The organism is Inquilinus limosus (genome assembly GCF_002195995.1).
Taxonomy (GTDB): Bacteria; Pseudomonadota; Alphaproteobacteria; order DSM-16000; family Inquilinaceae; genus Inquilinus; species Inquilinus limosus_C.
Window position 1 is genome coordinate 1 of record NZ_NHON01000113.1, and the last position, 16864, is coordinate 16864.

Sequence of the window (16864 nt, forward strand, 5' to 3'; positions counted from 1 at the left end):
ACCCACACGCTGGCGCCGGGCCTGAATGCCTATGCCGAGGTGATCTACGAGAAGCAGAACTTCCGCGAAGGCCAGGATTTCGAGAACGCCAACCTGATCACCGGCGTCATCCTCGGTTTCTGAGAGGGAGAGCGCTCTCAAAGCCCAAACAATCCGTGTCCCCCCTCCCCTCGCGGGAGGGGGCTAGGGGGAGGGGATTCGCGGGTGAAGAGAGCCGCCCTCCCTCTCAGAAACCGAGGATGACGCCGGTGATCAGGTTGGCGTTCTCGAAATCCTGGCCTTCGCGGAAGTTCTGCTTCTCGTAGATCACCTCGGCATAGGCATTCAGGCCCGGCGCCAGCGTGTGGGTGAAGTTCGCGCCGAGGATGTGGTTGTCCTTCAGGTCCTGGCCGCTGGTGTACTGCGAATCCAGGCCGTTGCCCTTGTCCGCCCAGGTATAGGCATAGGACAGCGACGCCAGATTCGCGCCCCACCGGTAGCTGACGTCGCTGACGATGGAATCGACCGGCTTGTCGGCGACGGCAATGCTCTCATTGTGGGTCCAGTTCACGCTGGCATGGATGCCCTGGTACCCGACCTGGCCGCCCAGCGTGTAGACCTCGAGGTCGTTGCCATGCGGATTGGCGCCGGTGGCCGAGGTCCGAGTGCCATGGCCATAGGCCACGGTGGCCGCCGCCCGCACCGACCAGTCGCCGAACGTGTCCTGGTAGTTCACGCCGCCGGTGACGACATTCTCGTAATACGTGTCGTCGTCGTCGAACAGGTCGTTGCGGCCGCCATTGCCGGCATGGCCGGCGCCGCCGACCACCGGTGTGAAGTCGACGGCGAAGTTGAAGCCGTTGATCATCGGCGAAGTGTATTTGATGCGGGTGTCCTGGTTGGTCAGCCCGGCGAGGTAGGTGGCATTGATCGAATAGAAATTGCCGCCGCCCACCGGGAAGTCGCCGTCCAGCAGTTCGCCATAATCCATCGCGCCGGCGCCCATGTCGCCGACCAGATCGTCATGGACGTAGACATAGCCGATGTCGTCGGCGACCGTCGGCGCGTCGCCGAAGGTGATGGTGCCGAACGCGCCCTTCACATAGGTGTAGACGCGCGTGATCCGGGCGTTGTCGCGACGGTTGACCGAATCGAAGCGGATGCGGCCGCCGTATTCGAGGCCGGAATCGGTGACGTTCTTGACGTCGAAGATGATCCGCGCATTGGACTGGAAGTCGTAGTCGCGGTCGAAGTCGCTGTCCTGGCTGTCGCTGAGCACCAGGGTCGACTGGAAGCCGAGGAAGCCGCTGATCTTCAGCTGCAGACCCGAGGTCACATTCGCATCGGCCGCGAAGGCCGGCATCGCGCCGGCCAGCCCCATGGCGGCGAGCGCCGCCCCACCCAGAAGAACCGTCTTCACTTTCCCCTCCTCCGCCCCATCGCCACGACCGCCTGCTGCCCGGCGCGCAGTCATCGCCGGACTCAGGCCCGTCCGGGGGCCGTGAGAGCCTGTCATCATGAATATAGAGACCAAGTCTCCCGTGGCGAGTTCCGCCCATCTCGCGAGACCGGGGATCGGGACTCGACCCATCCGGAAGACACGGAAACGATAATCCCGCGGCAGGTCTTGGGCAACATCAATATACATTCATGTATGTATGCATACTGGAAGAAAGAATCCCGCGAGATGCCGACAAAAAAAGAGGATGCGCGGTCTGCAGAACCGCGCATCCTCCGTCGACCGGACGTGATTTACAGCCTTCGAGGGGACGAGACAGAGACCGTCAGGAGTGGTCCGTCACGCCCGGTCTTCCCGGACCGTCACCGGAGTGACGGCATGATCAGAACGCCAGGAGCACGCCCGTCATGAGATTGGCCGTCTCCCAATCCCCGCCGGTACGGAAGTTCTGCTTCTCGTAGATCACCTGGCCGTAGGTGTTCAGGCCCGGCGCCAGGGTGTAGGTGAAGTTGGCACCGGCGATGTGGTTGTCCTGCAGATCCTCGCCGCTCGAGAAGTTCGAGTTCAGCCCGTTGCCCTTGTCGGCCCAGGTATAGGCGTAGGACAGCGACGCCAAGTACGGGCCCCACTGGTAGCTGACGTCAGCGACGATCGAGTCGACCGGCTTCTTGGCGACCGCGATCTCCTCGTTGTGGGTCCAGTTCACGCTGGCGGCGATGCCGCCCGACTGGACCATGCCGCCGAGGGTGTAGACCTGCAGGTCGTTGCCGTCCGGATTGGCGCCGGAGTCGGAGGTGCGGACGCCGTTGCCATAGGCGGCGGTGGCGGCCAGGCGGACCCAGAGTGAGTCGAAGGTCTGCTCGTAGTTCAGGCCGCCGGTGACGACGTTCTCGTAATAGCTCTGGTCATCGTCGAACAGGTCGTTGCGGCCGCCGTTGCCGGCGTGGTTCCTGCCGCCGACGACCGGCGTGAAATCGACCGCGAAGCTGAAGCCGTCGAAGCTCGGCGAGGTGTACTTGATGCGGGTGTCGGCGTTGCTCAGACCCGCCAGATAGGTGGCGTTGATCGAGTAGAAGTCGCCGCCGCCCAGCTTGAAGTCGCCGTCCAGCAGGTCGCCGAAATTGAGACCGCCGGCGCCGATCTCGCCCGCCAGGGCGTCATGGGCGTAGACATAGCCGATGTCGTCGGCCACGGTCGGCGCGTTGCCGAAGGTGACCGTGCCGAAGCTGCCCTTCACATAGACATAGGTGCGGTCGACGCTGACATTGTCGCGGCGGTTGACGTTGTCGAAGCGGATGCGGCCGCCGTATTCCAGGCCCGAATCGGTGACGTTCTTGATGTCGAAGATGATTCGCGCGCCGCTCTGGAAATCATAGTCGCGGGCGAATTCGTCGTTCTGGGTATCCCCCAGATTTAACGCGGCCTGGAAGCCGATGAAACCGCTGATCTTCAGCTGCAGGCCGGACGTCACATTGGCGTCCGCGGCCGAGGCCGGCGCCGCGCCGGCCAGCACCATGGCGGACAGCGCCGCCCCACCCAACAGAACCTTCTTCACTTCCCCTCCTCCGCTCGGTTCCTCCCGATGGCCGTGCCGGCCTGGTCGCAGTGCCGGACCGTCCGGTGGCCATCGATGCCGAGCCCTGGCTTCGCATCAGGACATCGAGAGTGCGTCTCCCGGGACGAAGGCCGCTCCACCCTGAATTCGGGGCCTCCGGAACTCGGCCGTCCGCGAGATTACAGAACCGTAAACTGGCCGGTGGATCAAAGCAATCAGAATATACATTCATGAACGTATGTAATCATTCGCGGATGATCCGGCAAAACCGCGGTGGCGGCGGCGCTGCGGAAGACCATAAAAAAAGGATGCGCGGCCTGCAGTGCCGCGCATCCTCCGTCGACCGGGACGTGACGTTTCAGCCTTCGAGGGGACGAGACAGAGACCGTTAGGAGTGGTCCGTCACGCCCGGTCTTCTTGAGCCGACCTTTCGGTCCGGGCCCGCCCTGGGATCCTAGAACCCGAGGACGATACCGGTGCCGAGGCTGGCGGACTCGTTGTCGCGGCCCGCGCGGAACTTCTGATTCGAGTAGATGACTTCCGCGTAGGTGTTGAGGCCCGGGGCGAGAGTGTAGGTCAGGTTCACACCGGCGAGGTGATCTTCCTTGAGGTCCGTGCCGCTGGAGATCGACGAGTTCAGGCCGTTGCCCTTGTCGGCCCAGGTGTAGGCGTAGGACGCCGACGCCAGGAACGGACCCCACTGGTAGCTGAGGTCGCCGATGATGGTGTCCACCGGCTTGTCCGCGGCCGCGGTCTGCTCGTTGTGCGTCCAGTTCACGCTGGCGAGGATGCCGCCGGAACCGATCTGGCCGCCGAGGGTGTAGACCTCGAGGTCGTTGCCGTTCGGGTTGGCGTCGCTGCCGTCGTTGAAGACCGAGGTCTTGACGCCGTTGCCGTAGATGGCCGACGCGGCGACGCGGACCGACAGCGAGTCGAAGGTCTGCTCGTAGTTGACGCCGGCGCTGACCACGTTCTCGTAGATCGTGTTGCCGTCGTTGAACAGGTCGTCGCGGCCGCCGTTGCCGGCATGGGTCGCGCCGCCGATCTCCGGGGTGAAGTCGACGCCGAAGCTGAAGCCGTCGAAGGTCGGCGAGGTGTACTTGATGCGGGTGTCGGCATTGCTGACACCGGCCAGGTAGGTGGCATCGATCGAGAAGAACTCGTTGCCGCCGAAGTAGAAGTTGCCGTCCAGCAGGTCGCCGAAGCCGGCGCCCAGGCCCATGTTGCCGCTCAGCTGGTCATGCGCGTAGACGTAACCGAAATCGTCGGCGGTGGTCGGCGCATTACCGAAGGTGACCGTACCGAAGCCGCCCTTCACATAGACATAGGTGCGGTCGACCTTGACGTTGTCCTGGCGGTTGACCGAGTTGAAACGGATACGACCGCCGTACTCCAGGCCGGAATCAGTGACGTTCTTGACGTCGAACTGCAACCGGGCGCTGCTCTGGAAATCGTAGTCGCGATCGAAGTCGCTGTTCGAGGAATCGCCCAGCGACAGGGTCGCCTGCGACCCGATGAAACCGCTGATCTTCAGCTGAAGACCCGAGGTCACGGGGGTCGCATCGGCCGCCAACGCCGGCATGGAACCGATCACGGCGGCGGCGACCAGCGCCGTACCACCCAGCAATACCTTCTTCATCTTCCCTCCTATGCCCCGCACCGTGGGGCGCTTCGCTCAAGACACTCTCGGCCCGCCTGCTTGCTGGTCCCGTCTAGGCTGCCCAACAGGGCCTGCAGGCAGAACCCGACGCGTGGTCGGGTGATGGCGGCCGTGTCGAAAGCGAGTCCCCCGAAACGGCGCCGATCTGTGTCTTCGAAGGCACACTCCGATCGACTTTGACGGCCGGCCGGCGGAATGCCCGAAAACTCCGAGACCATAGTCCCGGCCTCGAACACGCGGCAATCGGATTATACATCCCAGAATGTATGTAAGATGAAATAGCAACGACCTGTGGCCAACAGGCCACACCGCCTTATCGGCGTGTTTCCGGGATACCCGCGGCCGGCGCGACCGGCCGCTGGCCGCGCCGGCTTCCCCTCGCAGGGGACGGTGTCCGCGCCGGGACTCCGGCAACAAAAAAGCCGGCGGGCAGCGCCTCGCCGGCTTCGATGCGGAGCGGGCGCCGCCGTGGCGGCGCGCCCGATGCGGAAGGGCCGCCGCCGTGGCGGCGCGCCCGATGCGGAGCGGGCGCCGCCGCGGCGGCGCCCTGACCGTCAATGCGCCAGGATCTGGCTCAGGAACAGCTTGGTCCGCTCCGACTTCGGGTTCTTGAAGAACTCCTCCGGCTCGTTCTGCTCCACGATCTGGCCCCGATCCATGAAGATCACGCGGTTCGCCACGGTGCGGGCGAAGCCCATCTCGTGGGTGACGCAGATCATGGTGATGCCTTCGCGGGCCAGCTCGATCATGACGTCGAGCACCTCCTTGATCATCTCCGGGTCCAGCGCCGAGGTCGGCTCATCGAACAGCAGGATCTTCGGCTTCATGCACAGCGAGCGGGCGATGGCCACGCGCTGCTGCTGGCCGCCGGAGAGCTGGCCCGGGTACTTGTTCGCCTGGTCGGGGATCTTGACCCGGCCGAGGAAGTACATCGCCGTCTCCTCGGCCTCCTTCTTCGGAATCTTGCGGACCCAGATCGGGGCCAGGGTCAGGTTCTCCAGCACCGTCAGATGCGGGAACAGGTTGAACTGCTGGAACACCATGCCGACCTCGCGGCGGATGGCGTCGATGTTCTTGACGTCGTTGGTCAGCTCGATGCCGTCGACGATGATCGAGCCCTTCTGGTGCTCCTCCAGCCGGTTCAGGCAGCGGATCAGGGTGGACTTGCCGGAGCCCGAGGGCCCGCAGATCACCACCTTCTCGCCCTTCTCGACGGCGAAGTTGATGTCCCTGAGGACATGGAACTCGCCATACCATTTGTTGACCCCGGACATCTGGATCAGGATTTCCGGCTGGCTCGCGGTCGCTTGTTGATTCACAGCCATTGTCATCTCTCCGTCAGCGGCGGCGCGTGCCCCGGTTCAGATAGGTTTCCAGGCGCTGTGAGTATCGCGACATCGCGAAGCAGAAGACGAAGAACAGCAGCGCCACGAACAGATAGGCTTCCTTGTAGAACGGCCCCCAGATCGGATCGGACAGGCCGAGGCGGGCGGCACCCAGCAGGTCGAACAGGCTGACCATGATCACCAGCGTCGTGTCCATGAACGACCCGATGAAGGTGTTGACCAGGGCCGGGATCGAGACCCTGAGCGCCTGCGGCAGGATGATCATCCGCTGCTTCTGCCAGTAGCCAAGGCCGAGGCTGTCCGCCGCCTCGAACTGGCCCTTGGGGATCGCCTGCAGGCCGCCGCGCACCACCTCGGCGAGATAGGCGGCGGTGAACAGGATGATCGCCACCTGGGCCCGCAGCAGATAGTTGAAGTTCCAGCCCTCCGGCAGGAACAGCGGGAACATCACCGAGGCCATGAACAGCACGGTGATCAGCGGCACGCCGCGGATCAGCTCGATATAGGTCACGCACAGGGTCCGGATCGCCGGCATGTTCGACCGGCGGCCCAGCGCCAGCAGGACCGAGAGCGGGAAGGCCAGCGCCATGCCGATCATCGACAGGCCCAGCGTCAGCGGCAGGCCGCCCCAGTTCCGGGTCTCGACCAGCGACAGGCCGGGAATCGGGATCTCGAAGAAGCCCAGCGGCACGGCGCCGTACATCAGGCTGATGGCGGCGACGATCACCACCACCCAGGCGACGATCAGGCGCTTGCCCCAGAACCGGCGCATGGTGCTGGCGACGGCGAGGCCGATCAGCATCAGCATGGCGATGATCGGCCGCCACTCCTCGCCGAAGGGATACAGGCCGAAGAAGATCAGCCGGTACTTCTCGTTGACGAAGCCCCAGCAGGCGCCGGCCGCGGCCCGGCAGGCATTCACCACCTCCTGCGGCGTCTGGTCCGGCGTCGCCGGCCCCCACACCGCGTCGATCAGCGCCCATTGGATGAAGGGCGGGATCAGGGTGATCGCCAGATAGGCGATCAGCACCGTCAGCACGATGTTGTACCAGGTGCTGAACAGGTTGTGCCGGACCCAGGCGATCGGCCCGGTGGTCGAGCCGGGGGGCGGCGACGCCGGGATCTCCTGCGTGGCGACGAAGGGGGCGGTCAGCGCGCCTTGTATATCGGCCATGCTCAGCGCTCCCGCAGCGACATGCGCCGGTTGTAGATGTTCATGCCGATCGAGATCGACAGGCTGATCAGCAGGTAGACCGCCATGAAGATCGAGATCGCCTCGACCACCTGGCCGGTCTGGTTGCCGATGGTGTTGCCGATCGACACCAGCTCCGGATAGCCGATCACCACCGCCAGCGAGCTGTTCTTGGTGACGTTGAGATACTGGCTGGTCAGCGGCGGGATGATGGTGCGCAGCGCCTGCGGCAGCACGATGCGGCGCAGCGTGATGCCGGAATGCAGGCCCAGCGCGCGGGCCGCCTCGGTCTGGCCGTGCGACACCGCCAGGATGCCGCCGCGCACGATCTCGGCGATGAAGGCCGCGGTGTAGACCGTCAGGCCGATCAGCATCGCCGCGAATTCCGGGGTCAGCGTCCAGCCGCCCTGGAAGTTGAAGCCCTTCAGCTCCGGCACCTCGAAGGCGGCCGGCGCGCCGCCGCCCAGCCAGACGATCAGCGGCAGGCCGATGAACAGGCCGATCCCGACCCAGATGCTGTGGAACTGCTGCCCGGTCGTCGCCTGGCGCTGCTTGGCCCAGCGGGCGATGCCCCAGCCGAGCACCAGCGCCACCAGCGCCGCGACCGCCATCCACAGGAAGATCGGGTTGTCCTCGAGCGAGGGGACCTGGATGCCGCGGTTGCTGACGAACACGCCCGGCACCGGATGTAGCGCCTGGCGCGGCGGCGGCGCGCTGACCCGGATCAGCCCGGCCCAGAGCAGCAGTTGCACGGTCAGCGGGATGTTGCGGACGACGTCGACATAGGCCGTGGCGATCTTGGCCAGCAGCCAGTTCGAGGACAGCTTGCTGACGCCGATCACCAGCCCCAGCAGGGTCGCCAGGATGATGCCGAGGACCGAGACCTTCAGCGTGTTCATCAGGCCGACCAGGAAGGCCCGGGCATAGGGGTCGCTGGGCGAATAAGAGATCGGGGACTCGGCGATGGCGAAGCCGGCCTCGCGGGACAGGAAGCCGTAGCCGGTCTGGATGCCGCGCACCTCGCGGTTGTGTATCAGGTTGGAGACCAGGAACCAGCCGACGGCGACGACCACCAGCAGCAGTACGACCTGGTAGAAAATCGCTCGGAGCCTGGGGTCGTTGAAAGCGGATCCACGGCGCACGGCAGTTCCTGCCGCGGCAACGTCCATGGTCATTGCGTCAAACCTCGCTCAAGCCGCCCGTCAAATTTCTTCTTCGCCCGGGGAAGCCGGGCCTGAAAACGACACCGCCGACCCGTTTCGGGGTCGGCGGCATCGATCGCGGATTACCGGATCGGGATGGCGTATTGCAGGCCACCCTGGGTCCACAGCGCGTTCAGGCCGCGCTTGAGGCCCAGCGGGGTCTTCTCGCCGACATTGCGCTCGAACATCTCGCCGTAATTGCCGACCTGCTTGATGGCGTTATAGGCCCAGTTCTCCGGCAGGCCGAGAGCCTCGCCCATGCCCGGGGTCTTGCCCAGCAGGCGCTGGATCGTCGGGTCGGGGGAATCGGCAAAGCTGTCGATGTTCTGGCTGGTCACGCCGCTCTCCTCGGCCTGGACCTGGGCCATGAACACCCAGCGGGTGATGTCGGCCCACTGGTCGTCGCCCTGGCGCACGGCGATCGACAGCGGCTCCTTGGAGATGATCTCCGGCAGGATGATGTAGTCCTCCGGCTTCGGCGCCTTGGCGGCGCGGGTGCCGGCCAGGCCCGACGCGTCGGTGGTGTAGGCGTCGCAGCGGCCGGAGAAGAAGGCGGCCTCGACGTCCTCCAGCTTCTCGATCACGACCGGCTTGAAGTCCAGCTTGTTGGCGCGGAACCAGTCGGTCAGGTTCAGCTCGGTGGTGGTGCCCGGCTGGACGCAGATGGTGGCGCCGTTCAGGTCCTTGGCGCTCGACACGCCGAGCGACTTGTTCACCATGAAGCCCTGGCCGTCATAGAAGTTGATGGCCGTGAAGGTCAGGCCCAGCGAGGTGTCGCGGGACAGCGAATAGGTCGTGTTGCGGGCCAGCACGTCGATTTCGCCCGACTGCAGCGCGGTGAAGCGCACCTGGGCGTTCAGCGGGGTGAACTTGACCTTGTCGGCATCGCCGAACACGGCGGCCGCGATGGCGCGGCAGGTGTCGACGTCGATGCCGGTCCACTTGCCCTGGCTGTCCGGCAGGGCGAAGCCGGCGAGGCCGGTGTTGACGCCGCACTGCAGGAAGCCGCGTTGCTTGACGGCGTCGAACGTCGCGCCCGCCTGGGCCGAAGCGGTGAAGCCGACCGCGGCGACGACCGCGGCCCCCGCCGCGAGCAGAGTACGAACCTTCATGAAACCTCCCCTTTTTGCCCCGGCCTTCGCCGTGGCGAAACCGCAAGACCGTCCCGGCGGCATGCCGCCGGGGGAGGGTCATTTAATGGAACATCCCCGATGAATGCACGGCCTTTTTTGTTCTCTCGCCGCCCGGGATCGGCCACAGCGTCATATTTCAATCAAGCTCGCGTCATATTGCATGCGTCCGGAATAATCATCCGACCATTCCTCGCGCAAGGGGTGATCGTTCTTTCGGCAAAGGCCCGCCTGCCCTGTCGCGCGGCGCTCCCGGCAACGGGTCCGACCGGATGTATCGTGACAATCGGCAAGAACAGGCGCGCCGTCGACTTCCCGCCTCAGCGCAGCAGCCCGTCCATGAATCCGCCGACGACGCGGTCGCGATCGATGCCGGTCGCCACCCGGACGGCGGGCCGCTCGGCCGCCCCCTGCTCCTCAGGCACGCCGCGGCGGTCGGCCAGGGTCATGCCCCGGGTCAGGTCGCCGCTGAGCTCGACCCGGACCGGCCAGTCGGAATACTCGGCGAGGCCGGGGTCGAGCAGCAGCATCGCCGCCGCCGGGTCGTGCAGGGCGCAGCCGCGGATGCCGTAGCGGGCGTGGTAGAAGCCGACATAGTGCTGCAGGATCGACCACGCGAAGCGGCCGCGCGGCCGGGGATCGGTCTCGATCCGCGCCAGCTCGGCCTCGCCCAGCCAGGCGGTCATGGTGACGTCCAGCCCGACCAACGTGACCGGCCAGGCCGCGGCGAACACCGCCTCCGCCGCCTCGGGGTCGTGGAAGATGTTGGCCTCGGCCGCGGCGGTGATGTTGCCCGGCACGGTCACCGCCCCGCCCATGATCACCACCCGGTCGACCAGCCGCGGCAACTCGGGCTCGAGATGCAGCGCCAGGGCCAGGTTGGTCAGCGGCCCGGTGGCCAGGAGGGAGAAGGCACCCGGCTCGGCCCGCGCCAGGCGGACCAGTTGCTCCGCCGCGGTCTCGGCCGCGAAGGGCCGCAGCGGTGCCTTCGGCCCCTGGCCGCCGAGGCCGTCATCGCCATGGACATGGCCGCTGATGCTGACCGGCTGGGCCAGCGGCGCCGCCGCCCCGACCGCGACCGGGACATGGCCCAGCCCGACCAGGTCGAAGACATGCTGGGCGTTGGCCGCGGCGATCGCGGCATGGGCGTTGCCGTGGACGCTGCCCAGCGCCGCGATCTCCACCCCCGGCCGTTCGGCCAGCCACAGGATGGCCAGCGCGTCGTCGATGCCGACGTCGCAATCGAGAATGATCCGGGGCATCGGCGGGGTCCTTTCCTGTCGGTCGGCCCGACCATAGCGCGGCCGGGCGCGGCGCAAAACGCCGCTGGATGCGGGGCGCGGTCCCGTGCCACTCTCGCCGCCCCTGCCCTGCCGACGCGCTGGAGACGATGCCGACGCCGCAAGCCCATCCCTGGCTCGAACCCCTCTGGGTCCGGCTGCTGATCGTCGTCCTCCTGATCGCCGCCCTGGCGGCGGAGTTCCTGTGGCTGGGCGACCGGCTGTGGCTGTTCCTGTGGGGCGCCGCCCTGGTCTACGCGATCTGGGATTTCTTCCTGCGCGGGGTCTACGGCAAGCCGAAGGAGTGACGAGCGGACCGCATCACAGCCTCTCGGCCACTGACGGAGTAACGTGTTGGGTTCGCCATGGCGAACCCAACCTATGCCTCTGCATCGGATTTGGTCTGCGCCGCGTGGTACGCCCACAGGCGCCGAAAGACGTCGCGGGCCGACACGCTGGCCCGCGGATCTGCCAAGGCCTCATCGACCTTCGCCCTCAGTGCTTCGGCGATTGCCGGCTCTTTCCGGTCTGATGCCTTCATAGCGCGCTCCCGCCCGCCGTCTCGAACAGGTGCAGCCGGTCCGGGTCCAGGCTGATCGTCGTCGGCTCGTCCGGCCGAGCCGGGAAATGGGCGTCGACCTGGGCGGTGAACCTGGCGCCCGCCACCTCGCCCAGGATCAGGGTGTGGGCACCGAGCGGCTCGATCACCCGGGGCAGGATCGGCAGCGTCACCGGCCCGGCGCCGCCGCCCGCCACATGCTCCGGCCGCAGCCCGATGGTGACGGCCAGGCCTTCGCGCCCGGCCAGCGCCGCCCGCTTGCCGGCCGGCGCCGGCAGCACCGTTCCGTCCTCCAGCCGGAGCCCGGGCGTCCCGCCGGCGACCACCGTCGCGGGCAGGAAGTTCATGCTGGGCGCGCCAATGAAGGCGGCGACGAACAGGTTGGCCGGGCGCTCGTAGAGGGTCAGCGGCTCAGCCGCCTGCTCGATCCGGCCCTGGTTCATCACCACCACCCGGTCAGCCATGGTCATGGCCTCGACCTGGTCGTGGGTGACGTAGACGATGGTGGTCTGCAGACGCCGGTGCAGCGCCTTGATCTCGGCCCGCATCTCGATCCGCAGCTTGGCGTCGAGATTGGACAGCGGCTCGTCGAACAGGAAGACATCGGGATCACGGACGATGGCGCGGCCGATGGCGACGCGCTGGCGCTGGCCGCCGGACAGCTGCTTTGGCCGGCGGTCGAGATAGGGCTCCAGCCCCAGCACCCGCGCCGCCTCCTTGATCTTGCCGTCGATCGCTGCCTTCGGCTCGCCCCGCACCTTCATGCCGTAGCCGATGTTCTCGCGCACGGTCATATGCGGGTACAGGGCGTAGTTCTGGAACACCATGGCGCAATTGCGCAGGCCGGGCCGCAGCTGGGTGACGTCGCGGTCGCCGATCCGGATGGTGCCGCCAGTCGCGGCCTCCAGCCCGGCGATCATGCGCAGGGTCGTGGTCTTGCCGCAGCCCGACGGGCCGACCAGCACGACGAATTCGCGGTCCGCGATCTCCAGGTCGAGCGACGGGATGACGGGCACGTCGCCAAAGCTCTTGGTGACGGCTTCGAGTCTGACGCGGGCCATGATGTCCTTGGGTCTGGAACGCTCCGTCCGTCCCCTCCCCGCCACGGGCCGCGGCGGGGAGGATCTCGGGCTTACTTCTTCAGCGGCGGCAGGCCCATCGAGGCGCGATAGGCGGCCAGCTGGGTGTCGCGACCGAACTCGTCGGTCAGCTTGTTCCACTGCTCGGCGATCGAATCGAGCGCCTGCTGCGCCGTCTCCTCGCCCGCCAGCGCCTTGGACAGCTCGATCTCCAGCACCTCGGTGTAGGAGAAATAGCCGGGGATGCGCATGTCGAGGGCCACGTTCTTGGCCTCGAGGCTGCCGCGCTGCGCCGCCAGGTACTCGTCCGCCTCCTCCTTGGTCATCTTCGCCAGCCAGCGGTCCGGCGCGAAATGGCTGAGGCGGTACGGGTTGACGCCGGAGCCGCCGGTCACCGTGGCGGTGCCGCTGTTCTCCGGGTTCGAGACCCATTCGACATAGTTCCAGGCGGCCTCGACGTTCTTGCCGGACGAGGGTACCGCCGCCTGCCAGCCGCCGAAGGCCATGAAGGGCGAGAACACCGGCTGGTCGAACTTGTCCCAGCTCTTGGTCTTGTGGTTCCAGATCTCGGTCGACCCCGGGGTCAGGGCCGAGCCGACATGGCCGGCCACCTTGCTCTGGGTCTTGTCGGCGGCGATCACGCCGGTGTCGCCCCAGTCGAAGTTCATCGCCACCTGGCCGCCGGAGAAGGCGGTGCGGATGTCGCCGGAGGAGAAGTTCAGCGCGCCGGGCGGCGAGAACTTCACCGACCTGATGTAGTCGTCCAGCGCCTTGACCCAGCCGGGGTTGTTCACTGCCGCGTCCATCGTCTCCGGGTCGAAGAACATGCTGCCCGGGTTCTGCGGGTCGTTGGTGTAGCTGGCGGCATGGGTGAAGAAGAACCAGAACTGCTGGCCGCCGCGGCGGAACGCCTCCGCCGTGCCCCACAGCTTCTGGTCCGGCCGGGTGAAGAACTCGGCGATGTCGTAATATTCTTTCCAGGTCTTGGGCGGGGCCAGGTCGTAGCCGTACTTGGCCTTGAACGCCTCCTTCTCCTTCGGGTCGTCGAACAGGTCGCGGCGGTAGGACAGGGTGTGCAGGTCGCCGTCGATGGTCTGCGACAGGTGCTTGCCGTCCCACACCATCAGCCGGTCGCGATAGACCGGGGCGATGTCCTCCCAATCCTTGCCCTGGCGCACCGAGTCCGGCATCTCCGACAGGTAGGGCGAGAAGTCGGGCATCCAGGCCGGGGCGAAGGTGATGACGTCGAAGGTGGATTCGCCGGCGGTCATCGCCGTCAGGTATTTCGGGTACAGTTCGCCGAACGGGAACTCGACGACATTGACCTTGCCGCAGGTCTTCTGCTCCCAGGTCTTGGCCGCCATCTGCAGCGCGAGCGCGATGAACGGCCCGGTCTGCGACCCTGCCGTGAGGGTCACGCCGGAATAATCCGGGTCGCAGGCCGCGGCGGCGGGGCCGTGCAGCGCCGCGGTGAGGGCCAGCGCACCGGCGGCGGTGAGAAGCATCGATTTCATTGTTGTCCCTCCCTGTCTCGCGATCATCGGATGCTGCCCAGCAGCAGGCCGGATCGCATCAGCCTGGCCAGGAAAATCGCCATCACCATCATCGGACCGATCGAGATCATGGCGGCGACCGAGATCGCCCACCACTCGTCGCCGCGGTAGGAGTTCTGCCCCGACAGCATGATCGGCAGGGTCTGCCAGCTTCCCGCGGTCAGCAGCAGCGAGAACAGGAACTCGTTCCAGACAAAGCTGAGCGTGATCATCGACGTGGCGACCAGCCCGGGCCGCGCCATCGGCAGCACGATCTCGAGGAAGATGCGGAAGCGCGGCACATCGTCGACCAGCGCCGCCTCCTCGATCTMCACCGGCAGCGCCTGGAAGAAGTCGCGCATCAGCCAGACCACGATCGGCAGCGAGAAGGCGGTGTAGCAGAGGGTCATGCCCCAGAAGCTGTCGAGCAAGGGCAGCCCTGCCTTGCCGATCTCGGAATAGAGCAGGTAGAGCGCGAAGGCGGTGACGATCGGCGGGAACATGCGCTGGCTGATGAACCAGAACACCACATCGTCATTGCCCAGCACCGGGCCCGGCAGACGCAGCGCGTTCAGCCCGATCGAGATCGCCAGCGCCGCCACCAGTGCGCCGCCCAGCGCCTGGACCCGGGGCAGGCCGAGGACGTTCTGCAGCAGCAGGAAGCCGCCGATCGCGACCACGGCGAAGGCGATGCCGGCCAGCAGCCGCACCTGGAACGGGAAGCGCACCAGCGCATAGGCGGCCATCGACCCCAGCGCCACCGACAGCGCCGTCGCCGCCAGGCCGATCAGGGTCGAGTTGACGAAGGGCGTGATGAAGTTGCCGCGGACCCCGGACAGGGCGTCGATCCAGGCCTGCAGCGTCGGCTCGAAATCGATCCAGGGCAGGTAGGTCGGGCCGCCGCTGACCGCGGTCGGCGGCTTGAACGAGGTGATCAGCGTCCAGTAGATCGGGAACAGCGTCACCACGAACCAGCCCAGGCAGAGCAGGAAGACCAGGCCGCGCTTCGACCGGGACGGGGTCATCGCCGCTTCTCCAGATGCGGCTTCAGCACCGCGAGGTAGATGGTGCCGAAGACGACGATGACGATCAGGAACAGGAAGCTGAGCGCCGAGGTGTAGCCGAGGTTGAACTTCTTGAATCCCTCCTGATAGGCGAACAGGGTCAGGGTCTCGGTCGACACGCCGGGGCCGCCGCCGGTCAGGACGAAGACCGTGTCGATGATCTTGAAGCCCTCGATGATGCGGATGAACACGACGGCGGCGGAGATCGGCAGCAGCATCGGGAAGGTGATGCCCCAGAACTGCTGCCAGGCGCTGGCGTTCTCGAGCTGCGCCGCCTCGTAGACGTCCTGCGGCAGGCTCTGCAGCCCGGCCAGCATCATCAGGATGACGAAGGGCGTCCACTGCCAGACCTCGACGGCGATGATGGTGCCCAAGGCCCAGATGGCGTCGGTCAGGAATGGCAGGTTCGGCAGGCCGAGCCAGGTGAACAGCTCGTTGACCGGGCCGACCGTGGAGTGGAACAGCATGCGGCCGACCAGCGACACGGCGATCGGCGCCATCAGCATCGGCAGCAGGAAGCCGACGCGGAACAGACGCTCGCCCGGAATTTTGCTATGCAGCGCCAGCGCGATGGCGAAGCCGAGCACGTACTGCACCGCGACCGAGAGGAAGACGACGGTCGCGGTGGTCTGCACGGTGGCCCAGAAGCGCGGATTGGCCAGCAGCGACGCGTAGTTGTCGAGCCCGACGAAGCGCGGCGGCAGCGGCGGCACCAGCCGCATGCTCTGGAAGCTGATGGTCAGGGAGTAGATGAGAGGGAAGATGCCGACCAGCAGGACGACGAGGAAGGCTGGCCAGATGAAGGCGTGCTTGATCGGCTCCCGCAAGGTCCGTGCCTCCCCCTCGCCCGCGCTTGCCGTCGCGCGGCGTCTTTGACTTGTCGTACGTTATGGTGACTCGCCCCGCCGGCGCAACCGGCGGAACCGGATGGAGAAGGATGTGATGGACACCGTCGACCCCGTGCGGACTGCCGCCCCCGCCCCCATGGCCGGCGGCATCGCGGCGGTGATCTTCGATTGCGACGGGGTGCTGGTCGACAGCGAGTTCATCGCCTGCCGGGCGGTGGCGCAGCTGATCGCGCAATACGAGCCGCAGGCGCCGGTCGAAGAGCTGGTGGAGCAGCTGGTCGGCACGCCGGACCTGCACATCGTACGCCAGGTGGCGGCGCGGTTCGGCACGGTGTTCCCGGAGGATATCGGCCCGCGCATGGCGCAGGTGATCGATGACGCGCTGGCGCTCAGCCTCGACGCCATTCCCGGCGTGCTGCCGGCGCTGCAGCAGCTGGGCCTGCCGATGGCGGTGGCGTCGAACAGCCATCTGGGCCGGGTGCGCCGCTCGCTCCAGATCGCCGGGCTGACCGCGCTGTTCGGCGAGCATGTCTACACGCCGGAGGCGGTGGAGCGGCCGAAGCCGGCGCCGGACCTGTATCTGCACGCGGCGGCGCAGCTCGGGGCCGAGGCCGCCCGCTGCCTGGTGATCGAGGACAGCGTCACCGGCACCACGGCCGGCGTCGCCGCCGGCATGACGGTGATCGGCTTCCTCGGCGGCCGCCACATCCGCGACGGCCATGCCGACCGGCTGCGCGACGCCGGCGCCCGGCTGATCTGCCCGCATATGGACGACCTGGCCGGGCTGGTGGCGGGGCTGAGGGGATAGGGGCGAGGCCGGCTCTTACGGCACGAACCCCCTCCCCCTTGTGTGTTGAAGATCTGCGAGGATGGTGGAGATGCGGTGCCGGGCAATGCCCGGCACCGCATCGCGGTCGTGAGCCCGTATCCCCCTTGGTTTGCAGCCCGTGGGGTAGCTTGGCGCCGCGGCCGCATCTTC

14 protein-coding genes are annotated in these 16864 nt (G+C 66.8%); 2 read left to right on the forward strand and 12 right to left on the reverse strand.

Going from position 1 to position 16864, the window contains the following annotated elements:
* Positions 1 to 226: 226 nt before the first annotated feature.
* The 8 genes from BWR60_RS31900 to BWR60_RS31935 all read right to left on the reverse strand — a co-directional run bounded on the left by BWR60_RS31900 (position 227) and on the right by BWR60_RS31935 (position 10785).
* Positions 227 to 1399: a porin gene (locus BWR60_RS31900; RefSeq protein WP_161790396.1), complete on the reverse strand. Its 1173-nt coding sequence runs from the start codon at positions 1397 to 1399 to the stop codon at positions 227 to 229.
* A 421-nt stretch (positions 1400 to 1820) separates the two neighbouring features.
* On the reverse strand, positions 1821 to 2993 hold the full coding sequence (locus BWR60_RS31905) for a porin (RefSeq protein ID WP_088156651.1): 1173 nt from the start codon (positions 2991 to 2993) through the stop codon (positions 1821 to 1823).
* 454 nt (positions 2994 to 3447) lie between these two features.
* Entirely contained in the window at positions 3448 to 4632 is a 1185-nt protein-coding gene (locus tag BWR60_RS31910; RefSeq protein WP_088156653.1) for a porin, read from the reverse strand.
* Between the two features lie 575 nt (positions 4633 to 5207).
* On the reverse strand, positions 5208 to 5978 hold the full coding sequence (locus tag BWR60_RS31915; RefSeq protein ID WP_179222038.1) for an amino acid ABC transporter ATP-binding protein: 771 nt from the start codon (positions 5976 to 5978) through the stop codon (positions 5208 to 5210).
* Between the two features lie 13 nt (positions 5979 to 5991).
* Positions 5992 to 7173, reverse strand: a complete 1182-nt coding sequence (locus tag BWR60_RS31920; RefSeq protein ID WP_088156657.1) for an amino acid ABC transporter permease — start codon at positions 7171 to 7173, stop codon at positions 5992 to 5994.
* A 2-nt stretch (positions 7174 to 7175) separates the two neighbouring features.
* Positions 7176 to 8366, reverse strand: a complete 1191-nt coding sequence (locus BWR60_RS31925) for an amino acid ABC transporter permease (protein WP_088156659.1) — start codon at positions 8364 to 8366, stop codon at positions 7176 to 7178.
* Positions 8367 to 8476: 110 nt separating this feature from the next.
* Positions 8477 to 9505, reverse strand: a complete 1029-nt coding sequence (locus BWR60_RS31930; protein WP_088156661.1) for an amino acid ABC transporter substrate-binding protein — start codon at positions 9503 to 9505, stop codon at positions 8477 to 8479.
* Positions 9506 to 9843: 338 nt separating this feature from the next.
* Complete coding sequence (locus BWR60_RS31935) at positions 9844 to 10785, reverse strand: nucleoside hydrolase (RefSeq protein ID WP_088156663.1); 942 nt, start codon at positions 10783 to 10785, stop codon at positions 9844 to 9846.
* Between the two features lie 128 nt (positions 10786 to 10913).
* Here BWR60_RS31935 and BWR60_RS31940 point away from each other — a divergent pair, with 128 nt between their 5' ends.
* Positions 10914 to 11111: a hypothetical protein gene (locus BWR60_RS31940; RefSeq protein ID WP_088156665.1), complete on the forward strand. Its 198-nt coding sequence runs from the start codon at positions 10914 to 10916 to the stop codon at positions 11109 to 11111.
* Positions 11112 to 11340: 229 nt separating this feature from the next.
* On the opposite strand, the gene BWR60_RS31945 is transcribed toward BWR60_RS31940, so the two are convergent.
* The 4 genes from BWR60_RS31945 to BWR60_RS31960 all read right to left on the reverse strand — a co-directional run bounded on the left by BWR60_RS31945 (position 11341) and on the right by BWR60_RS31960 (position 15864).
* Positions 11341 to 12423: an ABC transporter ATP-binding protein gene (locus BWR60_RS31945; protein ID WP_088156667.1), complete on the reverse strand. Its 1083-nt coding sequence runs from the start codon at positions 12421 to 12423 to the stop codon at positions 11341 to 11343.
* Between the two features lie 71 nt (positions 12424 to 12494).
* Positions 12495 to 13955 (reverse strand): extracellular solute-binding protein, encoded by a 1461-nt coding sequence (locus BWR60_RS31950; protein ID WP_088156669.1) that lies wholly within the window; start codon positions 13953 to 13955, stop codon positions 12495 to 12497.
* A gap of 23 nt (positions 13956 to 13978) precedes the next feature.
* A complete protein-coding gene (locus tag BWR60_RS31955) occupies positions 13979 to 14998 on the reverse strand; it encodes a carbohydrate ABC transporter permease (protein WP_088156671.1) in 1020 nt (339 codons plus the stop codon).
* On the reverse strand, positions 14995 to 15864 hold the full coding sequence (locus BWR60_RS31960) for a carbohydrate ABC transporter permease (RefSeq protein ID WP_088156673.1): 870 nt from the start codon (positions 15862 to 15864) through the stop codon (positions 14995 to 14997). Before BWR60_RS31960 ends, BWR60_RS31955 begins: the two co-directional genes overlap by 4 nt.
* 115 nt (positions 15865 to 15979) lie before the next feature.
* On the opposite strand from BWR60_RS31960, the gene BWR60_RS31965 reads away from it, so the two are divergent.
* Positions 15980 to 16693: an HAD family hydrolase gene (locus BWR60_RS31965; protein WP_179222039.1), complete on the forward strand. Its 714-nt coding sequence runs from the start codon at positions 15980 to 15982 to the stop codon at positions 16691 to 16693.
* The last annotated feature ends 171 nt before the right edge of the window (positions 16694 to 16864 follow it).